Origin of the sequence: Microbacterium commune (assembly GCF_014836945.1) — a bacterium.
In the GTDB taxonomy this organism is placed as follows: Bacteria; Actinomycetota; Actinomycetes; order Actinomycetales; family Microbacteriaceae; genus Microbacterium; species Microbacterium commune.
On the sequence record NZ_JACSPX010000001.1, the window covers coordinates 287,990 to 306,869 of the forward strand.

Sequence of the window (18,880 nt, forward strand, 5' to 3'; positions counted from 1 at the left end):
GGGAGTGCGAATGAGCGGTCAGGTCTGGACCCCCGCACCGAAGAAGAGTGCGATCCCGTTGCATCCGATGACGTTCGGGATGATCCTGGGGCGGTCGTTCAGCGCCCTGCGGCACAACCCCAAGGTGCTGTTCGGATTCGCCGTGGCCGTGCAGTTCGGCATCACCGCGATCGCCGTCGTGGTGATCGTGCTCGTCGCCGGCTTCTCGGCGGCGCGGATCGCGAGCGTGCCGGCCGGCTCGCCGGACCAGGGTCCGATCATCGCCGGCACCGTCGCGCTGGGCATCGTGGTGGGCGTCGTGCTGACGCTGGCGAGTGTCGCCTTCACCTCGATCGTGCAGGGTCTCGTCGCCGCCGATGTGTCCTTCGCCGCGCTCGGCCGGAAGGCCCCGCTGCGCTCCCTGTGGTCGCGCGTGCGCCCGGCGTTCTGGCGTCTGTTCGGCTACGCCCTGCTGCAGGGTCTCGCCGTGCTGCTCTGGATGCTCGCCGTCGGCGGCGCCGCCGTCGCGATCATGGCCGGCAGCGACTTCTCGAACAGCTCGATCGGTCTCGCGGTCGGGCTCATCGTGCTGCTCGTGCTCGCCAGCATCCCGCTCGTCGTGTGGCTGAGCACGAAGCTGCTGGTGGTGCCCGCTGCGCTGGTGCTCGAGAAGGCGACGCTCGGCGCGGCGCTCGTGCGCTCCTGGCGGCTCATCCGGGGCCGGTTCTGGCCCGCGCTCGGAGTGATGTTCCTGATCAGCGCGATCATGGGGCTGGCCGCGCAGGTGGTGAGCGTGCCGGGGTCGATCATCTCGGGCGTGCTCGGAGGCGTGATGGCGCCGTCCGGGTCGCCGGATGAGAGCGAGGTGATCGGCTTCCTGGCGCTGACGATCCTCCCGCAGATCCTCGTCCTCGCCGTGCAGGCGATCACGCTCGTCGTGCAGGGCACCGGCGCGACTCTCATCTACCTCGACAGCCGCATGCGGTACGAGGGTCTCGACCAGACGCTCATCGCCTTCGTCGAGCGCAGCGCGCACGGTGCGCCCGACACCGAGCTCGGCGACCCGTACGCGGTCGATCCGGCACGCGCGGTGTCGAAGACTCCCCCGCCCAGGCGGCCGGTCGCCGGATACGCGGGGCAGCCGTACCCACCGCAGGCCTACCCCGGACAGCCTTACCCACCGCAGGCATACCCCGGACAGCCGTACGCCGGTCAGTCGTACCCTGCGCAGGCATATCCCGGGCAGCCCTATCAGGCACCGCCGCAGGCGTATCCGGCACCGCCGCAGGCCCCTCAGGCGCTGCCGCCCTACGCCGCTCAGCCGCAGCCGACGTCGCCCTCCGCCGCGGCGGGGGCAGCCGCACCGCCCGCGGCGGCCGCCCCGACCGCCGCACCGCCCTCGGATGACTGGGCAGCGCCGGGCGGAGCCGGATGATCGCACTGCTCACCGCCGCAGACGTGTTCGTCCCCGACGGTGACGAGGCGCGCCGGCGTGCGCAGGAGGAGCTGTCGAAGGCGGAGTACCAGGCGGCGAAGCCCAACTGGTTCGACCAGCTCGCCGCCGACGTGGCCGAGTGGTTCTTCGGCCTGTTCGCCGGCGACGGCACAGGCGCCGTCGCACCCCTGGCGCTCACGCTGATCACGATCGTCGTGGTCGCCGCGGTGGTCGTCGCCCTCCTCGTGTGGGGTCGACCCCGCGCGTCACGGACGGCGCGCGGCGGCTCGGATCTGCTCGGGGAGAAGAACGATCGCTCCGCCACCCAGCTGCGCGCCGATGCCGAGCGCCGAGCGCGCGACGGCGACTGGAACGGCGCCGTGGTGCTGCGCTTCCGGGCGCTCGCCAGGGGGCTGCTCGAGCGAGATCTGATCGATCCGGCTCCCGGCGCCACAGCACAGGGCATCGCGCGCGAGGCGGCGCCCGCTCTCCCCCAGCTCACCGAGTCGCTGCATGAGGCCGCCACCCTCTTCGATCGGGTGCGCTACCTGGGCACGACTGCGAGCGAGACCGACTACCGCGAGCTCGCCGCAGCCGACGAGCGCATCCAGGCGACCGCCCCGCGGCTCGGCGCCGACACGCAGGCGGTGCGCGCATGAGCCCCGCAGTCTCGGCACCCGGCGTCCCCGACAGCACCGCCGCTCCGCGACCCCAGGGCCGCCGCGGCAACGTGCGGGGATGGGTGCTCGTCGTCGCCCTGCTGATCGGCATCGCACTGCTCTCGCTGCGCCTGGTCACCACGGCACCCTCGCTCGAGGGCGTCCTCAACCCGGAGTCGCCGGCGCCCGGCGGTGCGAAGGCCGTGGCCGAACTGGTGCGACAGCAGGGCACCGAGGTCGAGGTGGTGCGCAGCCGCACCGCTGCCGGCGCCGCGCTCGATCCCGGCAGCACGCTGGTGCTGACCGACCCGGTGGCGCTCACCGACGACGCGGTGCTCGATCTGCTCGACGAGGCCGACCGCGTCGTGCTGCTCAGCACGAGCGCCCGCATGCTCGAGCTCCTCGATCTCGGCACCGGAGCAGCCAGCACCGGTGCCGGCGGCCTCGATGCGGTCGAGGCGAGCTGCGATCGACCCGAGTTCGCCGAGACGGGCGGTGTCCAGGCCGAGCGGATGTTCGAGCCGGCCGACGACGTCGACGGCTGCTTCCGCGACGCGGACGGCGCAGCCGCCCTGCTCGTCGCCGAACGCGAGGGAGCACGGATCTCGTTCATCGAGGCGACCCGCATGCTCTCCAACCGCCATCTCGCCGAAGACGGCAACGCCGCGCTCGGGCTCGCCCTGCTCGCACAGACCGATCACGTGGTCTGGTACGTCGGGTCGCTCGAGGACGGCGACCGTACGGCAGACACCCCCGCGACCCTCGGCGAGCTGACCCCCGCCTGGCTCACACCCGCCATCCTGCTGCTGCTCCTCGCCGGAATCGCCGCGATCTGGTGGCGCGGAGGACGATTCGGCCCCCTGGTCGCCGAGTCGCTGCCCGTGACGGTCCGGGCATCCGAGACCATGCACGGCCGCGCGCGCCTCACGGCGAAGGCGGCGGACGCTCCGCATGCCGCCGCCGCGATCCGAGCGGGCACGAGGGCCAGGCTTGCGACGCGTCTCGCCCTCAGCCCGCGGGCGACGGCCGAGGAGGTCGCGGATGCGGCATCCGACCGCCTCGGCGTGCCGCGCGGATCCCTGCACGACCTGCTCGGCGGCCCCGCGCCGGCCGACGATCGCGAGCTCGTCGAGCTCGCCAGACGACTCGCCGAACTCGAGACGGCGGTCTGGGCCGCCCAAACCGAAAGGAATCACCCGTGAGCGACGAGAGCATCACCCCCACCGCGGCACTGGACGACGACGCGCTTCGTCAGGCGATGCACCGCGTCCGCACCGAGGTCGACAAGGCCGTGGTCGGGCAGGCCGGCACGGTCACCGGTCTGCTCGTGGCGCTGCTGGCGCGCGGTCACGTGCTGCTGGAGGGTGTGCCCGGGGTCGCGAAGACCCTCGTGGTGCGCAGCTTCGCCCGCGCGGTCGGACTCGACACCAAGCGGGTGCAGTTCACCCCCGACCTCATGCCCGGTGATGTCACGGGCTCGCTCGTGTACGACGCCCGCACCGGCGAGTTCGAGTTCCGTGCCGGACCGGTGTTCACGAACATCCTGCTCGCCGACGAGATCAACCGCACCCCGCCGAAGACGCAGGCCGCGCTGCTCGAGGCGATGGAGGAGCGACAGGTGTCGGCTGACGGCCTGAGCCGCCCGCTTCCCGAACCGTTCCTCGTCGCCGCCACGCAGAACCCCGTCGAGCACGAGGGCACGTACACCCTGCCCGAGGCCCAGCTCGACCGGTTCCTGATGAAGCTCGTCGTCGGGATGCCAGAGCGCGACGCCGAGGTCTCGGTGCTGCGGCTGCACGCCGGCGGATTCTCCCCGCGCCTGCTGACGGGCATCGAGGCGGCCGTGACCGCCGACGAGATCCGCGCCGCGCAGGACGCGGCCGCTCGCGTCCAGGTCAACGACGACGTGCTGGGGTACGTCGTCGACCTCGCCCGCGCCACGCGGCAGTCGCCGTCGGTCGAGCTGGGTGCCAGCCCGCGCGCCTCGACCGCGCTGCTCGCGGCAGCCAAAGCGTGGGCCTGGCTGAACGCCTCCACGGCCGTGACCCCCGATCACGTGCAGACCATGCTCATGCCCGTGTGGCGGCACCGACTGCAGCTGCGACCGGATGCCCAGATGGAGGGCGTCTCCGCCGACGCCGTGCTGCAGTCGGTGGTGCAGCAGACCCGGGTGCCGATCTGACATGTTCGTCACCGCTCTTCTCGCCCCGCTGATCGCGCTGGGGGTCGTGCCGACGGCGCTGCTCGGCGCCGCCGGTGCGTCGCCGTGGGCGGTGTTCGGAGGCTGGCTGCTGCTGTGCGGGCTGCTCGTGACCATCGACGTCACGACGGCGGCGAGCCCGCGCTCGCTGATCGTCACCCGGTCGATCCCCGCACGCGCGCGGCTGGGCGAGCCGGTGCAAACCACCGTCGCCGTGCAGAACATCGGCTCCCGCGCGCTCCGCGGGCAGCTGCGCGACGCGTGGCAGCCCACGGCCGGCGCCCCTGAGGAGCGCGCGCAGCTCAGCATCCCCGCGGGTGAGCGGCGCCGGGTCGAGGTGCCGCTGCTGCCGCGTCGCAGAGGCGAGCTGGCTGCCGAGTTCGTCATGGTGCGCTCCCGCGGACCGCTGGGGCTCGCCGGGCGACAGGCCCGACACGACGTGCGGGGGGCGCTGCGGGTGCTGCCGGCGTTCAGCTCGCGCAAGCACCTGCCTTCGCGTCTCGCGCGGCTGCGTGAGCTCGACGGGAACACGTCGATCCAGGTGCGAGGGCAGGGCACCGAGTTCGATTCACTGCGCGAGTACGTGCGCGGGGACGACATCCGCTCGATCGACTGGCGCGCGACCGCACGTGCCGGCACCACCATGCTGCGCACCTGGCGCCCGGAGCGCGACCGTCAGGTCATCATCCTGATCGACACGGGCCGCACCGCCGCCGCCCGGGTCGGCGACAGCACTCGGCTGGACGCCTCGCTCGAGGCCGCCCTGCTGCTCTCGGCCCTGGCCGCCCGTGCGGGCGATCACATCAACCTGCTCATGTACGACCGGGTGGCCCGCGCGCGCGTCAGCGGAGTCGAAGGCGCGGCGCTGCTGCCCGCGCTGACCGATGCGATGGCCCCGGTGCACGCCCGCCTGGTCGACACCGACTGGGCAGGCGCGTTCGCCGCGATCCGCACGCTCACCACCCGACCGTCGCTGATCGTCGTCCTCACTGCGCAGGATGCGGCGGAGACCGCCCGAGGGTTCCTCGGCGCGTTCCCGATCGCGTCGCGCGCGACGACCGTGCTGGTCGGCTCGGTGACCGACGACGCCATCGGCGAGCTCGCCCGCCGCCGTGAGTCCAGGGCGGACGTCTACCTCGCCGCCGCGGCCGAGCAGACGATGGCGGATGCGCAGGTCGTCGCCGACGCGATCCGCCGCGCCGGCGGCGAGGCGATCGCCGCGGATCCGGAGCAGCTGCCGCCGCGCATCGCCGACCGATACCTCGAGCTGAAGGCCGCAGGACGCCTCTGACACGCTGACGCGAATCATTCGCTTTTCTGAGTAATTCAGAATAAGGTGGGGGCATGGCCCTCTCCGACACCGCTGCGCAGCAGCGCCTGCGCGACGCCGGACTGCGCGTAACCGTGCAGCGGACCAGGGTGCTCGAGGCTCTCGCCGAAAGACCGCACGCCTCGGCGGACCTCGTCTTCACCGGCATCCGCGACACGCTTCCCGGCATCGCGCTGGCGACGGTCCACGGCATCCTGAACGATCTCACCGACGCCGCCGTCGTGCAGCGCGTGAACCTGCCCGACGTCGGCAGCGCGCTGTACGAGCTGCGCAGCGACGACAACCACCACCACCTGCAGTGCGTCAGCTGCGGCCGCGTCGAAGACGTCGCCTGCGCGGTCGGCGCCGCCCCCTGCCTGCACCCCTCCCACGACCACGGCATGAGGATTCTCGAAGCCGCGGTCACGTACCGAGCCCTCTGTCATGAATGCGAAAGGAACGGCAATGGCTGACAAGCCCGCAACCACCACACAGACAGGAACGCCCGTCGCGAGCGACGCGCACTCGCTGACCGTCGGCGCCGACGGCGTCACCGCGCTGCACGACCGCTACCTGGTCGAGAAGCTCGCCTCGTTCAACCGCGAGCGCGTGCCCGAGCGCAACCCGCACGCCAAGGGCGGCGGAGCATTCGGCGAGTTCGAGGTCACCGAGGACGTCTCGGCGTACACCCGCGCGGCCGTCTTCCAGCCGGGCGCCAAGAGCGAGACGCTGCTGCGCTTCTCCTCCGTCGCCGGCGAGCAGGGCTCGCCCGACACCTGGCGCGACGTGCGCGGTTTCTCCCTGCGCTTCTACACCACCGAGGGCAACCTCGACATCGTCGGCAACAACACCCCCACCTTCTTCCTGCGCGACGCGATGAAGTTCCCCGACTTCATCCACTCGCAGAAGCGTCTCGGCGCGTCGGGCCTGCGCGACGCCGACATGCAGTGGGACTTCTGGACCCTCTCCCCCGAGTCCGCGCACCAGGTCACCTATGTCATGGGCGACCGCGGCCTGTCGCGCTCGTGGCGTCACCTGAACGGCTACGGCTCGCACACCTACCAGTGGGTCAACGCACAGGGCGAGCGCTTCTGGGTGAAGTACCACTTCCTCTCCCACCAGGGCGTGGAGCGCATGTCGGCCGGCGAGGCCGAGCGCATCGCGGGCGAGGACGCCGACTACTACCGTCGCGACCTCTACGAGGCGATCGAGCGCGGCGACTTCCCCAAGTGGGACGTCTACGTGCAGATCATGCCGTACGAAGAGGCCAAGACCTACCGCTTCAACCCCTTCGACCTCACCAAGACCTGGTCGAAGAAGGACTACCCGCGCATCAAGGTGGGCACGTTCACGCTGAACCGCAACCCGCAGAACTTCTTCGCCGAGATCGAGCAGGCCGCCTTCTCGCCCGGCAACCAGGTTCCCGGCACCGGCATCTCGCCCGACAAGATGCTGATGGCCCGCGTGTTCTCGTACAGCGACGCGCAGCGCTACCGCATCGGCGCGAACTTCAACCAGCTGCCGGTCAACCAGCCGCACGCGGCCCAGGTGCGCAACTACATGCACGAGGGTCAGATGCAGTACCACTACGCGCCCGCCGAGCACCGGGTGTACACCCCGAACTCGTACGGCGCGGCCGGCGGCCCTGAGGCCGACCCGCTGCTCGGTGTCGAGGCGAGCTGGGAGTCGGACGGCGAGCTGGTGCGCTCGGCGGCGACGCTGCGCGAGGACGACGGAGACTTCGTGCAGGCCAGCATCCTGTACCGCGAGGTCTTCGACGACGAGGCGCGCGAGCGGTTCGTGCAGACCCTCGTCGGTCAGTACAACGGACTGACCGTGCCCGCCATCCAGGAGCGCTTCTTCTGGTACTGGGGCCAGGTCGATCAGGACCTCGAGACTCAGCTGCGTGCGCTCGCCGGCGCACCGATCGGCGAGCCCGAGCCGATCGGGATCGGCGAGTAGTCCCAGCCCCGCGAACCCGAGGCCCCTTCATCCCCGCGATGAAGGGGCCTCGGCGTGTGCCGGCCCAGCTCGCATCGCCATGCGGGATCATCGAAGGACGATCCGGCGCGACGCCGGCAGGATGAGGAGAACCGGCATGACCGAACCCCGCACGTCCGACGCAGCGGCGGCCGCCTCGCGCGGCGCCAGACTCACCGCCGAGGGCTTCGGCTCGTTCCTGATCGTGTTCCTCGGCATCGGGGCGTCGCTGTTCACCACCATGCTGTTCGTCGATCCGGGGGCGGGGTCCGCGGTCAACCTCACGGTCGCCCTGGCGTTCGGCATCGCCCTGCTCGCCGCCTTCAGCTCGTTCTCGGGGATCTCCGGCGGGCACTTCTCCCCCGCTATCACCATCGGCGCCGCCGCTGCCGGCCGCCTGGCGTGGCGCGACGTGCTGCCGTACGTGCTCGCCCAGGTCGTCGGCGCCGTGATCGCGTCGACGGCACTCATCGTCGTGGGCCTGTTCGGACCCGAGCGCTGGCTGGAGCGGGTTCAGGACGCCGGGTTCGCGAGCACCGGATGGGGCACGCTCTCGCCGGGCGGATTCGGGATGCCGGCGGTGATCGTCATCGAGGTGATCCTCACGGTCCTGCTCGTGCTGGTCTTCCTCAGCGTGACGCACCCCGTGCGCCGCAGCGCAGCGGCCGGTGTGGCGATCGGTCTCACCTTCGCCGCCGTCCAGTTCGTCGCCATCCCGGTCGCCGGGGGCGCCGGGAACCCCGCCCGTTCGATCGCGACGGCGATCTACGGCGGGATCGATCCCCTCGCGCAGCTCTGGGTGTTCCTCGTCTTCCCCGCCCTCGCGGCCGCGGCCGTCGGGGTCGCGTACCGTGCGCTGTTCGACGGCACAGTGGACTCCGAGGGTGTGCAGCCCGACGGTGACGAGTCGGACGGCGGCGAGGTGCCGCTCAGCCGGCCGTGAGCGTCGGCGTGCCCGCCTCGTATTCGACGAGGTCACCGCTCTCGCCCCGGCGTGCCGCGCGCCGCCCGACGACGAGCATGTAGAAGAGGAACGCGCCCAGAGCCACCGCTCCGATCCCGATCTTGACCGGCCACGGCAGATCGGAGCCGGTCACGAAGCCCTCGACGAGGCCCGAGAGGAACAGGGCGAAGACCAGGCCGATCGCGACCGTGGCGAGGGAACGGCCCCCTGCGGCGAGCGACTCGGCCCTGGTGCGTCGGCCCGGGACCGCCCACGCCCAGAAGATGTGCAGGCCGGCGGCGGCCGCGACGAAGATCGCGGTCAGCTCGAGCAGCCCGTGGGGCAGGATGTGCAGCACCATCGTGTCGAGGTGCCCGTAGGCCGACATCACCGCCGCCGAGGTTCCGAGCCCGAACGCGTTCTGGATCAGCATCCAGACCGGCCAGACGCCCGTCACCCCGAACAGCACGCACTGCATGGCAATCCAGGCGTTGTTGAGCCACACCATTCCGGCGAACGACGCCGTCGGACCGTAGTAGTCGACGAAGTCCTCTTCGGCGTACTGTCTGAGCACGTCGGGCGGCCCGAGCGTCGCGATCAGCGCCGGGTCGGAGGCGATCCATGCTCCGGTGATCGAGACCACGAGCAGGAAGGCGATCGCGATGACCCCGGTGGTCCAGCGGATCCGGTAGAGCGCCGCGGGCAGCTGCAGCGCGAAGAACCGCGCCGCCTGCGCGAGCACGTTGTCACCCGCTCCGGTGAACCTCAGTCGTGCGGCGGCGAGGATCGTCGAGAGATACGCGCCCTGCGGGGAGTCGCCCACCGAGGTCTTCAGCTCGGCGAGATCGGCCGATGCCGCGCGGTAGCGGACGATCAGCTCGTCGACCTCGGCGCCGTTCAGCCGCCGTCTGCGGCTCAGCGCATCGAGCCGTTCCCATTCCGGGCGGCGAGCATCGGCGAGGGCGTCGGCATCCACCTGATTTACTGTACTCATGTCCGCCACGATCACCGATGAACAGGAGATCCTGTCCGGCGAAGCCGTCGCGATCGATGTGCAGCCGGTCGGCTTCGTGCTGCGCGCCGCCGGCGCGCTGATCGACATGGCCATCGGGTTCGCCGTCTTCCTCGCTGTCACCTTCGTGCAGGTGTGGCTGATGACCGAGGGACTGCTGAGCGAGCACACCTTCCGCATCCTCATGATCTGCGCGGCGGTGCTGAGCTTCCTCGTGCTGCCGGTCACCGTCGAGGTCGCGATGCGCGGCCGCAGCGTCGGCAAGCTCGCGGTCGGCGGCCGCATCGTGCGGGTCGACGGTGGGGCGATCACCTTCCGCCACAGCTTCATCCGCGCCCTGGTGGGCGTGCTCGAGGTCTACATGACCTTCGGTGGCGCGGCGGTGATCACCGGGGCGCTCACCGCGCGCTCCCAGCGGCTGGGCGACCTGGTCGCCGGCACCTACTCGCAGCGCGTGCGCACACCCGCTCTGCCCTCGCACCAGCCGCATCTGCCGCCGTCGCTGCAGGGCTGGGCGACGGTGGCCGACGTCGCGCGGATGCCCGACCGGCTCGCCCGTCGCATCTCCCAGTTCCTCGCCAACGCGCAGCGTCTGTCGCCGTCGGCGCGCGCCAGCGTCGCGCACGAGCTCGCCCGCGAGGCACAGTCGTACATCTCGCCGCTGCCCGCGGTGACGCCGGAGGAGCTTCTGCTCGGGATCACGGTGCTGCGCCGGGAGCGGGAGCGACGAGCGCTGGCGCTCGCGGACGAGCGCGCCGAGCGCCTGAGCGGACGACGCATCGGGCTCTGAGGTTCGCCTCGGTCACCCGCGCATGGTCACGCCCGCGCGCACCTCGTCACGGGATGCGTCACGAGCGCATCGCCTCGTGGCGGATCACCAGCCAGCCGGCGGGCACCGAGAGCCGTTCCGCATGCTGCGCGCAGAGATCGTGCGCGTGCGGGTCGCTGCCAGGGCCGAGCGGACCGAGCGCGGCCATCTGATCGGCGTAGTCGAAGGTGACCGTGGCGACCGCCTCGCGCGCGCAGGCGACCTTCGAGCAGAGCCGTTCGTCGACGGCCAGGTGCGCGTCGAGGCGCGGTCCTTCATCGAAGCGCGGTCTCTGGTCGAGGCGGAGTCTGTCGTCCATCGCCTCCACACTATGACCGGGTCGCGTGTGAGAGGTGCAGCCGCGCGGCAGCGCATAGACTTTCGGCATGCCCGCCCGCCGCTCCTCCCCCGCGCCCCGGCGCGGCGCACGTCACGGCCGCCATGGTCGACTCGGGCGCAGCGAGGTCGTCCGGCCGCCCCTGCCACCACTCGACGGGCGACTCGACCGGTTCGAGATCACGGTCGGCAGCGCTGTCGAGTACCTCCGCGGCACCTGGGAGGAGCTGCGCGACGTCCGCTTCGAGATCGCCGCGATGCCCGCGCACGATCGCGCCGACGGCATCCCGCTCTGGCGCGCGGATCCGGCCGCGCAGCGCGTGACGCTGTACCGGGTTCCCATCGAGCGCCTGCTGCCGAAGGGGCATGACGACGCGGCCCATCGCCGCATGGCCGTCGAGAGCGCGGTGTTCCACGCCGCGGCCGAGTATGTCGGACGCGAGCCGTGGGAGCTCGGTCCGGACGGTCGCGACCACTGAACCACCCAGCGCCCACCCTCTGACGGCACGGGGCGGGCGGCGCGCGTCAGGGGCGCACGACGATCGGCTGCTGCGTCGCCGGCGGCGCCCACAGCGGCCAGCCCGCGATGGCCGCATCGCCGAGCAGGCCGACCGCGGCGTGCACCGCTCCGTCGGAGCTGAGCACGTGCTCGCCGGGCTGCAGCGGGATCTGCTCCGCACCGCCGGCGGGCAGCTCCACGATCCGCTCGTCGATCCCCGCGAGCGTCACCGTGGTGGTGCTCTCCTCGGCGCTGCTCAGGTACAGTGTCGCCGACGCGCCACGGGGAACGGTGAACGGCACGGTGCCGGTCAGCTGCGGGGCGGGCAGCATCCAGGCGAAGTCCTCGCGACCCTCCGCACGTGCGGTCTGGCGGGCGCCCGCCACGACCGGGGCGGTCGCGTCGATCTCGATGTCGTGCGCGCCCGCGCCCATCCCGGTCAGGGAGACCTCGGTGGGCGTGGCCGCGGTGAGCTCGACCACGTACTCGTCGGAGCCCGCGGTGCCGTCGGCGCCGCGGACGCGCACGGTCGCGGTGGCGTCCTCGTCGGGTGCGAGGAGGCGCAGCAGGATGCCGGTGGAGTCGTCGCCGTCGGAGATGGGCTGCGAGTGCGCACCCAGCAGACGAAGGCTCCGCTGCGCGCCGCCGACGCCGTCCTGCACGTCGATGCCGACCGCGTCGAGCGTGCGCACGTGCGCCGACTGGAGCGCCGCGCGAACCGGGGCCCCGGCGGCGACGACCTCGATGACCGGACGGAACTCGGCCCCGGCGACGGATGCCAGGGTGAGCGTGATCTGGGTCTTCGGCGGCACGATCTTGGTCGTCGTCCTCCGCTGGGCGCCGTAGACGTTGAGCTCCACGGTCGAGGCGACGTCGGCGGGGTTCGACAGCAGGATCACATCGGACGATCCCGTCGATCCGTCGCCGCCGACGAGCCACGAGCGCATCCCGGCCTCACGGCAGGGGGCGGCGGCGTATCCGCGCAGATCCTCTTCGTCGAGACTCACCGACTCCGCTGCGGAGATCAGCGGCGCCGTGCGGTCGGCGACCGCAGCCGTGATGCTCTTCGCGCCCTCTCCGCCGAGCACACCGGGCATGGCGAGGTCTGTGGTGCTGATCTCGTGGTCGCGGTCGTCGACCCGCAGGTCCGGGGCGGCCGCAGAGACGAGCAGATCCGCCTGACTCGAGTCGCGTCCCAGAGCCCGAAAGGCTCCGTTGCAGACGATCGTCGCATCTCCCGGCACCGGCGTCACGGTCGCGGTGGCGGGCTCGTTCTGCACGCTCGGCCAGGGAGCGGCGACGGCCGCCCCGACCCCCAGCACGCAGGCCGTGGCGACGGCGGCTCCGGTCGCCAGTCGGGCCCCGGTCGCCGCGAGGCGGATGGTGCGCTGCTTCATCGGCTGTTCTCCTCGACGGCGGGATGCGGTGACGCGGGCTCAGCGGAGGGCGGCGCGTCCTCCGCTGGTCGGGGTTCGTCGGCCCCGGCGGGCGGCACGGTGACGTCCCCGGTGTGCAGGTCGGCATCCTCGTGCGTCCGCCGAGACGCGATCGGCTCGTCGAGGGAACGACCCACCACTCGGGAGCGGCCGCGGGCTGCCCGGCGCGATGCCCGGGTCGGGATCGACAGCAGCACGGCGGCGAGCACCACGATGAGCTGGCCCAGCCCGATGAGGTTGCCGAGGGCGCGCTGCGCGTGCGACGGCTGAGCGCGCTCGGCGGGCGGGGTGGCCAGCTGCCACAGCATCCCGTTTGGGGTCTCACCCGCCTTCACGAACCCCGGGCGCTGGTCGATCGCCGTGATCGCGCCGTCGGTCATGCTGCGGGCCTGCTCGCTCTGGCCGGGGAGGGACGTGAGCAGCACGAAGCCGACACCGCGCTCGGCGAGTGCGGCAGCCGCATCGAAGTCGCGAGCCGAGAGCAGGTCGACGGCGTCTGCGGCTAGGCCCTCGTCGTGCACGCGCGTCGCCGTGGTGAGCATGGTCGTCTGCGCGCTCAGCGTGGCGCTCGGGCCCCACACCAGCTGGGTCGCGAGCGACCCGTCGTCCAGCGGTGTCATGACGAGGGTTCCGCTGTCGGCGGCGTCCGACGCGTGCGCGGCGACCAGAGCGGGCAGCGTGCTGGTGGCGCCGTTGTGGATCTGCGCCTCACCGACGTTCACCGCCAGCAGCCCTGGCACGGCGCAGACGAGCACGCCGGCGCCGGTGACGAGCGCGGCCGCCGACCGCAGCGCCGGCATCGCCACGACCGTGTCGAGCGTGACCAGAGCGGCGCCGACGACGCCCAGCCATGCAAAGCTCAGTCCGGTGCCGGGCCAGATCCCGACCGGCTCGCCCTGCACGAACGACACCTGGATGCCGACCGCGATCATCGACGTGATCAGCCCGATCACCGTGGTCGCCAGCAGGGCGAAGCCGGCTCGCCACCTCGGCGAGAGCGCCGAGGTCAGCGCGAGGACGACCAGGGGTACGAGCAGCACGGCGGCGAACGGGGCGACGCTGCCGTCGAGCAGCCACTCCCAGCCGGCGCGATCCGGGGCCGGGAAGCCCTGCGCGATGAGCAGGCGCCCTGCGGCGTCAGCGGTCGCCTGCGCGAGGGTCGCGACAGCACCCGGATCGGCCAGCAGCGCCCAGGGATCGCCGTGGCGAAGCTGCCAGTAGACCAGCGGCGCGAACAGCGCAGCCGCGGGGATGAGCAGCCAGAAGACGCGCACCGCACCGCGCACACGACCGGCGGCGAGCATCGCCATGACCGTCAGCCCCCAGAGCGCCACGAAGGCGGGTGCGAGCGACGGCGCGCAGGCGAGGGATGCCGCGGCGAGCAGGGATGCCGCTCCCGCGGCGCCCCAGGAGCGGTGCGCGACCACCGCGGAATGGAACAGCCACGGCAGCAGCAGGTGCAGCAGCACGGCGGCCGGTCTGCCCTGCACGAGAGCGGTGAGGAACGTGGGAGCCAGCGCCCACAGCACGCCGCCGAGGATCCGAAGGCCGGCTCTGTCGGTGACCCGGGTCGCGGCGAACCAGCCGCCGAGCACCGCCAGCGGCAGGGCGCCCAGCCAGAGCAGCACGACCGCGAAGGAGGGAGACCCCGGCCAGAGAGTGCCCAGCACCGCGAGCACGGCCGCGAACGGGTCGGCGGGGCCGACGATGCCGGGGCCGAGGTCGCGCAGACCCCATCCGGCGTCGTTCCAGAGGGCGGCGAGCTCCGGCTGCATCGGCAGCAGCTCGCCGCCTCCGACGCTGGGCCAGGCGAGCAGGGGGAAGAAGGCCGCGATGCTGACGACGAGGGCGGCGAGCACCGCCCATGCTCCCCCGCCGCTGAAGAAGTGCAGCTCGCTGACGGCGCCCCGTTCGCTGCCGTGCCCGTCGTCCAGGCGGTGCCGCAGCTGCGTGCGCGACACCCGCAGCGGCGCGATGCTGGCCCACGACGCCGTGCGGAAAGAGCGGATGGCGCGTCGCGAGCGCGCGACGGCGCGCACGGCGAGCATGGCTGCCAGGGCCGCGCCCCACTCGGGGACGACGGCCGCCGGGCGCTTGCCGATGAGGTGGACGATCGAGCGCCACAGCGCCAGCGGCAGCAGGCTCAGCCAGTGCAGCGGCACCGCGAAGGCGGGCGCGTACGCGAGGCGTCGATGCAGCTGGGCGCGACGGCTCACCCACGCTCGGGCCGCCTCCCTCTGCGGGGCTGTCGCGACGCCGTCGGGCCGCACACCGATCCGCGCCTTCGGCACGAGCACGATGCGTGCGCCGCCCAACCTGGCGCGGACACCGAGGTCGAGTCCTTCGTCGGCGCCGCCGAGTCCGGGGTCCGGACGCAGCACCGTGGGTGCGGCTCCGCGGATGAGCATGCCGCGCACGTCCGCGCCGAGAGCGTCCTCGGTGGCGTCGTGCTGGCCCTGATCGAGTTCATCGGCTGCCAGCTCGACGGCGCGGCCGAATCGGCTCATGCTCACCCCCAGCGACACGATCTCGCGGTCGTCGTCGTGCCGGACGAGCTTGGGGGCGGCGAGTGCGGCCGACGGGGAGCGCTCCAGTGAGCCGGCGAGAAGCTGCAGAGCCCTGCGGCGCGGCCGGGAGTCGTGGGTGAGCATCCACACCGAGCTGCCGCTCGCCACGCGAGGCTGAGCCAGGGCGACGGCCTCGGCGAACGTCGTGGTCGCGCGCGCTTCGATGATCGCCTCGACGCTGCGTCCGATGCCGTCGATGGCGCGCACCTGCGCGCCGCTTCCGAGAACCACCACGGTGACGGCGTCGGGCGGAGTCGTCTGATCGCGGAGGTCGTCGAGGGTCTCGCTGAGCTGTGCTGCTGCGGCGTCGCCCGTTCGTGCGACGACGATGGCGTGTACTCGGGATGGCATGACAGAGTCAGCCTAGACAGGCATCCGCGGGGCGCCGGTCATCGGACTCGGCGTGCCCGCGAAGCCGTCAGCTCGCGCGGCGCTTGAGCTTGCGACGCTCGCGCTCGCTCAGACCGCCCCAGATGCCGAAGCGCTCGTCATTGCTGAGGGCGTACTCGAGGCACTCGCCCCGCACGTCGCACGATGTGCAGATGCGCTTGGCGTCTCTCGTCGAGCCGCCCTTCTCCGGGAAGAACGCCTCGGGGTCGGTCTGCGCGCAGAGCGCGTCGACCTGCCAGGCGAGCGCGCCATCATCTTCAGCGTCGACTCGACGTACTCCGGGTACGCCGAGGTTGACTGGATCGACGAACCAATTCTCGGGAACGTCCGACCGGTAACCCGTCATCTCGATCTCCCAACCCTGCTTGTGCCCCCTCCGGGCCGTGCACCACTAATTACACCCGTGTCATTCGTCGCGGTCAAGTCGCGGATCGTAAACCCTCAATGGTGCGTTTAAGGTTCATTGAACGTCCATCGGCGTGTCGCACCGGTCTGCGCGAGCGTCGGGGAAGACGGGTGCGGGCAGTGCTCGGCGCGATAGCCTGAACCCGATGGCCGTGTACAGCAAGCATCCCGTGGCCCCTCGCCCCGCGGCCCCGCCGCGTGAGACGACCGGGCATCTGATGGTGCGCGCGTACAGCGTGCTGGCCCTGTTCTGCCTGTTCGCGCACACCGCGGTGTACAACACCTTCGGCGCGCTCGGGTCGGGCATCGTGCTCGCCGTCCTCACCGCCGGCGCCCTCGCCATCTGGGTGCCCGAGGTCGTCGCCCAGCGTCCCACCCGCTTCCCGTGGCGCCGACTGCCGTGGGCGGCCCTCGGCTACGCCGCCCTCGCCCTGGCATCCACCCTGTGGTCGCGCTGGCCCGCGGCCACCCTGCTCACCTGGTCGCTGCTGGCCGCCATCACCGTGACCGCGGTGCTCATCGCGACCACCCTCACCTGGAACGAGATCGCGCGGGCGATCTCGAGCGCCCTCAAGATCATCCTGGGCCTCTCCCTCGCGATCGAACTGTGGGTCGCGCTCGTGCTGCGCCGACCGCTGCTGCCGAACTTCGTCGATCTTCCCGAGGGCAAGATCGATCCGCACCTGTACTGGGTGCGCGGAAACCTGTTCGACGACGGGCGCATCCAGGGTGTGGTGGGCAACGCGCACTCGCTCGCGATGATGTGCCTGTTCGCGCTGATCGTGTTCGCGGTGCTGTACGCCACGCAGGTGCGCCGGCGCACCATGCTGATCTTCTGGTCCGCGATCGCCGCCGTACTGCTCGTCAAGGCGGCATCGGCCACGGTGTATCTGAGCATCGCCGTCGTCGTGGCGGTGCTGATCGCCGTGCTCCTGATGCGCGCGGCGTCACCGCGACGACGCGCGCGGCTGTACCTGCTCTTCGCCGCAGTGGCCGTCGTCGGGATCGGGGGTGCCGTGCTGCTGCGCGACCAGCTCCTGTCCGCGCTCGGCAAGGGATCCGACCTCACCGGGCGCATCGAGATCTGGCAGGCGGTGTGGGAGCGCGCGATCACCCGGCCGGTGTTCGGCAACGGCTTCTCCTCCCCCTGGGTGCCCTGGGATCCGGCGTTCGACGGCTGGATCCTGAACCACGGGCTCAGCGTCTTCCACGCTCACGACATGTGGCTCGATGTGTTCCTGCAGCTCGGGGCCGTGGGCGTCGCTCTGATGGCGGTCGCCTGGCTGGCGCTCGCGTGGCGCGCGTGGTTCTTCGCCGTGGATCGTCCGCGGTGGGACCTCGACGCCCGCCGCTCTTACTCCCCCCTGGCGCTGCTGCCCGTGCTGTTCACCGCAGTGCTGCTGGTGGAGGGCCTCGCCGAGTCGGCTCCGATCATGCTGTGGGGCTGGCTGCTGCTGATCCTGCTCTCGTTCAAGATGAAGGCTGTGCCGCTCATCGGCGTCGGAGTCGGCGAGCGCACCCCCGTCATCTCGCACGGCCCGCAGCCGCGGCAGGTGCCATGACGCCGCGGCGCCTCGTCGTCTCGCTGCTCGGTTCGGCGCCGTTCGCCCGCGCCTACACGCTGACCGCGCTCACCGCGGCGTTCTCGTCGTTCGTCATCGAGCGGATGATGTCGCCGGTGAGCCTGGCGACGATCATCGGCGTGCTCGCGGTCATCGGCGTCGCCGTGCTGACCGTCCGCCGGGACGAGCTGTCCCTGCTGCGGTTCGCCCCGACGTCGCTGCTCGGGTTCCTGCTGCTCGCGCTGCTGAGTGTGCTCTGGTCGGCGGATCGTGGGGGCACGCTCGCCGGCTGGTTCACCCTGCTCGGGTACGCCGTGATCGCGATCACGATCGGGCACGTGCGCGACACGCTGCAGACGGTGCGCGCCATCGGCGACACCCTGCGCTGGCTGCTGACCCTGTCGCTCGCACTGGAGATCGTGTTCGGCATCCTGCTCGACACCCCGTTCCGGCTGCTGGGCATCGAGGGCACGCTCGCCGTCGGGGGCCCGATCCAGGGCATCTTCGGCACCCGCAACATGCTCGGCTTCATCGCGGTAATCGCGCTGATCACCTTCGTGGTCGAGTGGCGCACGCGGTCGATCGGGCGGGTCGCGGGTGTGCTGTCCGTCGCGCTCGGCGGCTCACTCGCGCTGTTCTCGGCATCGCCGACGGTCGTGGTGCTCGCGACGGGCGTCGGAGTGGCGACGGTCGCACTCATGATCGTGCGGCACACGCCCGCGCACCTGCGCAGCGCCGTGCAGGCGGCGCTGGGCGCCCTGGTGGTCGTGGGGCTCGTCGTCGCCTTCGCGCTCCGGCATCAGATCATCCGCGTCCTCGACGCCGGCTCCGACTTCTCGACCCGCGCCGATCTGTGGAACATGATGCTCGACTTCATCGCTCAGCGGCCGATCACCGGCTACGGGTGGTTCGGCCCGTGGCCGCGCGGTGAGTATCCGTTCACCTACATCAACTTCCTGCTGTCGGATCACCACCAGTCGGCGCTCAACGCCTACTTCGACACGCTGCTGCAGCTGGGCTGGGCGGGCCTGGCGCTCTTCGTCGTGCTCGGCAGCGTCGCCCTCGTGCGCTCGTGGCTGGTGGCGAGCGTGCGGCGCTCGGTCGTGTACGCGTGGGCGCCGCTCGTGCTCATCACGCTCGGCGTGGAGTCGATGTTCGAGAGCTTCGCGCTCACCGGAACCGGCTGGCTGCTGCTCGTGCTCTGCGCCCTGCGGGCAGGACAGACCAGGTCGTGGCGGGAGAGCATCGACGCGGCGCACACCGACGCGATCCCGACGCTGGGGCCTGAGGGTGGGGGGCCCGATCGCGGGCCGCTCCCGGGCGCCACGGGATCATGAAGATAGACTGTGATCCCGTGACC

Annotated in this window: 17 protein-coding genes; 12 read left to right on the top strand and 5 right to left on the bottom strand. The window is 71.8% G+C overall.

Annotated elements, in window-relative coordinates:
• Positions 1-10: 10 nt before the first annotated feature.
• The 8 genes from H9633_RS01430 to H9633_RS01465 all read left to right on the top strand — a co-directional run bounded on the left by H9633_RS01430 (position 11) and on the right by H9633_RS01465 (position 8,505).
• On the top strand, positions 11-1,414 hold the full coding sequence (locus H9633_RS01430; protein ID WP_191711828.1) for a hypothetical protein: 1,404 nt from the start codon (positions 11-13) through the stop codon (positions 1,412-1,414).
• The gene (locus tag H9633_RS01435) at positions 1,411-2,073 is read left to right on the top strand and encodes a DUF4129 domain-containing protein (RefSeq protein ID WP_191711829.1); all 663 of its coding nucleotides are present in this window, start codon (positions 1,411-1,413) and stop codon (positions 2,071-2,073) included. The genes H9633_RS01430 and H9633_RS01435 overlap by 4 nt, the downstream gene beginning before the upstream one ends.
• A complete protein-coding gene (locus tag H9633_RS01440; protein WP_191711830.1) occupies positions 2,070-3,275 on the top strand; it encodes a DUF4350 domain-containing protein in 1,206 nt (401 codons plus the stop codon). Before H9633_RS01435 ends, H9633_RS01440 begins: the two co-directional genes overlap by 4 nt.
• Positions 3,276-3,331: 56 nt before the next feature.
• Positions 3,332-4,255: an AAA family ATPase gene (locus H9633_RS01445; RefSeq protein ID WP_083428620.1), complete on the top strand. Its 924-nt coding sequence runs from the start codon at positions 3,332-3,334 to the stop codon at positions 4,253-4,255.
• Position 4,256: 1 nt separating this feature from the next.
• Complete coding sequence (locus tag H9633_RS01450; RefSeq protein ID WP_191711831.1) at positions 4,257-5,564, top strand: DUF58 domain-containing protein; 1,308 nt, start codon at positions 4,257-4,259, stop codon at positions 5,562-5,564.
• A gap of 53 nt (positions 5,565-5,617) precedes the next feature.
• Positions 5,618-6,055 (top strand): Fur family transcriptional regulator, encoded by a 438-nt coding sequence (locus tag H9633_RS01455; protein WP_191711832.1) that lies wholly within the window; start codon positions 5,618-5,620, stop codon positions 6,053-6,055.
• Positions 6,048-7,544 (top strand): catalase, encoded by a 1,497-nt coding sequence (locus H9633_RS01460; protein WP_071641508.1) that lies wholly within the window; start codon positions 6,048-6,050, stop codon positions 7,542-7,544. The genes H9633_RS01455 and H9633_RS01460 overlap by 8 nt, the downstream gene beginning before the upstream one ends.
• A gap of 136 nt (positions 7,545-7,680) precedes the next feature.
• Positions 7,681-8,505 (top strand): aquaporin, encoded by an 825-nt coding sequence (locus H9633_RS01465; RefSeq protein WP_191711833.1) that lies wholly within the window; start codon positions 7,681-7,683, stop codon positions 8,503-8,505.
• Here H9633_RS01465 and H9633_RS01470 read toward each other — a convergent pair.
• Positions 8,492-9,481, bottom strand: coding sequence for a stage II sporulation protein M (locus tag H9633_RS01470; RefSeq protein ID WP_191712893.1), 990 nt, complete (start codon positions 9,479-9,481; stop codon positions 8,492-8,494). The two genes, H9633_RS01465 and H9633_RS01470, sit on opposite strands and share 14 nt — an antisense overlap.
• 16 nt (positions 9,482-9,497) lie before the next feature.
• Between H9633_RS01470 and H9633_RS01475 the strand changes: the two genes are divergently transcribed.
• On the top strand, positions 9,498-10,307 hold the full coding sequence (locus H9633_RS01475) for an RDD family protein (protein WP_071641514.1): 810 nt from the start codon (positions 9,498-9,500) through the stop codon (positions 10,305-10,307).
• Positions 10,308-10,365: 58 nt separating this feature from the next.
• Here the strand turns inward: H9633_RS01475 and H9633_RS01480 are convergent, their stop codons facing one another.
• A complete protein-coding gene (locus H9633_RS01480; protein ID WP_071641540.1) occupies positions 10,366-10,578 on the bottom strand; it encodes a DUF3499 family protein in 213 nt (70 codons plus the stop codon).
• 133 nt (positions 10,579-10,711) lie between these two features.
• Here H9633_RS01480 and H9633_RS01485 point away from each other — a divergent pair, with 133 nt between their 5' ends.
• A complete protein-coding gene (locus tag H9633_RS01485; protein ID WP_191711834.1) occupies positions 10,712-11,140 on the top strand; it encodes a hypothetical protein in 429 nt (142 codons plus the stop codon).
• Positions 11,141-11,186: 46 nt separating this feature from the next.
• On the opposite strand, the gene H9633_RS01490 is transcribed toward H9633_RS01485, so the two are convergent.
• The 3 genes from H9633_RS01490 to H9633_RS01500 form a co-directional block, all read right to left on the bottom strand.
• On the bottom strand, positions 11,187-12,557 hold the full coding sequence (locus tag H9633_RS01490) for a DUF5719 family protein (protein WP_191711835.1): 1,371 nt from the start codon (positions 12,555-12,557) through the stop codon (positions 11,187-11,189).
• Positions 12,554-15,514: a glycosyltransferase family 2 protein gene (locus H9633_RS01495; RefSeq protein ID WP_191711836.1), complete on the bottom strand. Its 2,961-nt coding sequence runs from the start codon at positions 15,512-15,514 to the stop codon at positions 12,554-12,556. The genes H9633_RS01490 and H9633_RS01495 overlap by 4 nt, the downstream gene beginning before the upstream one ends.
• Before the next feature lie 67 nt (positions 15,515-15,581).
• Complete coding sequence (locus H9633_RS01500; protein ID WP_191711837.1) at positions 15,582-15,899, bottom strand: WhiB family transcriptional regulator; 318 nt, start codon at positions 15,897-15,899, stop codon at positions 15,582-15,584.
• A 205-nt stretch (positions 15,900-16,104) separates the two neighbouring features.
• Between H9633_RS01500 and H9633_RS01505 the strand changes: the two genes are divergently transcribed.
• Together H9633_RS01505 and H9633_RS01510 are read left to right on the top strand one after the other, a co-directional pair.
• The gene (locus tag H9633_RS01505) at positions 16,105-17,520 is read left to right on the top strand and encodes an O-antigen ligase family protein (protein WP_191711838.1); all 1,416 of its coding nucleotides are present in this window, start codon (positions 16,105-16,107) and stop codon (positions 17,518-17,520) included.
• The gene (locus H9633_RS01510) at positions 17,517-18,857 is read left to right on the top strand and encodes an O-antigen ligase family protein (protein WP_191711839.1); all 1,341 of its coding nucleotides are present in this window, start codon (positions 17,517-17,519) and stop codon (positions 18,855-18,857) included. Before H9633_RS01505 ends, H9633_RS01510 begins: the two co-directional genes overlap by 4 nt.
• The last annotated feature ends 23 nt before the right edge of the window (positions 18,858-18,880 follow it).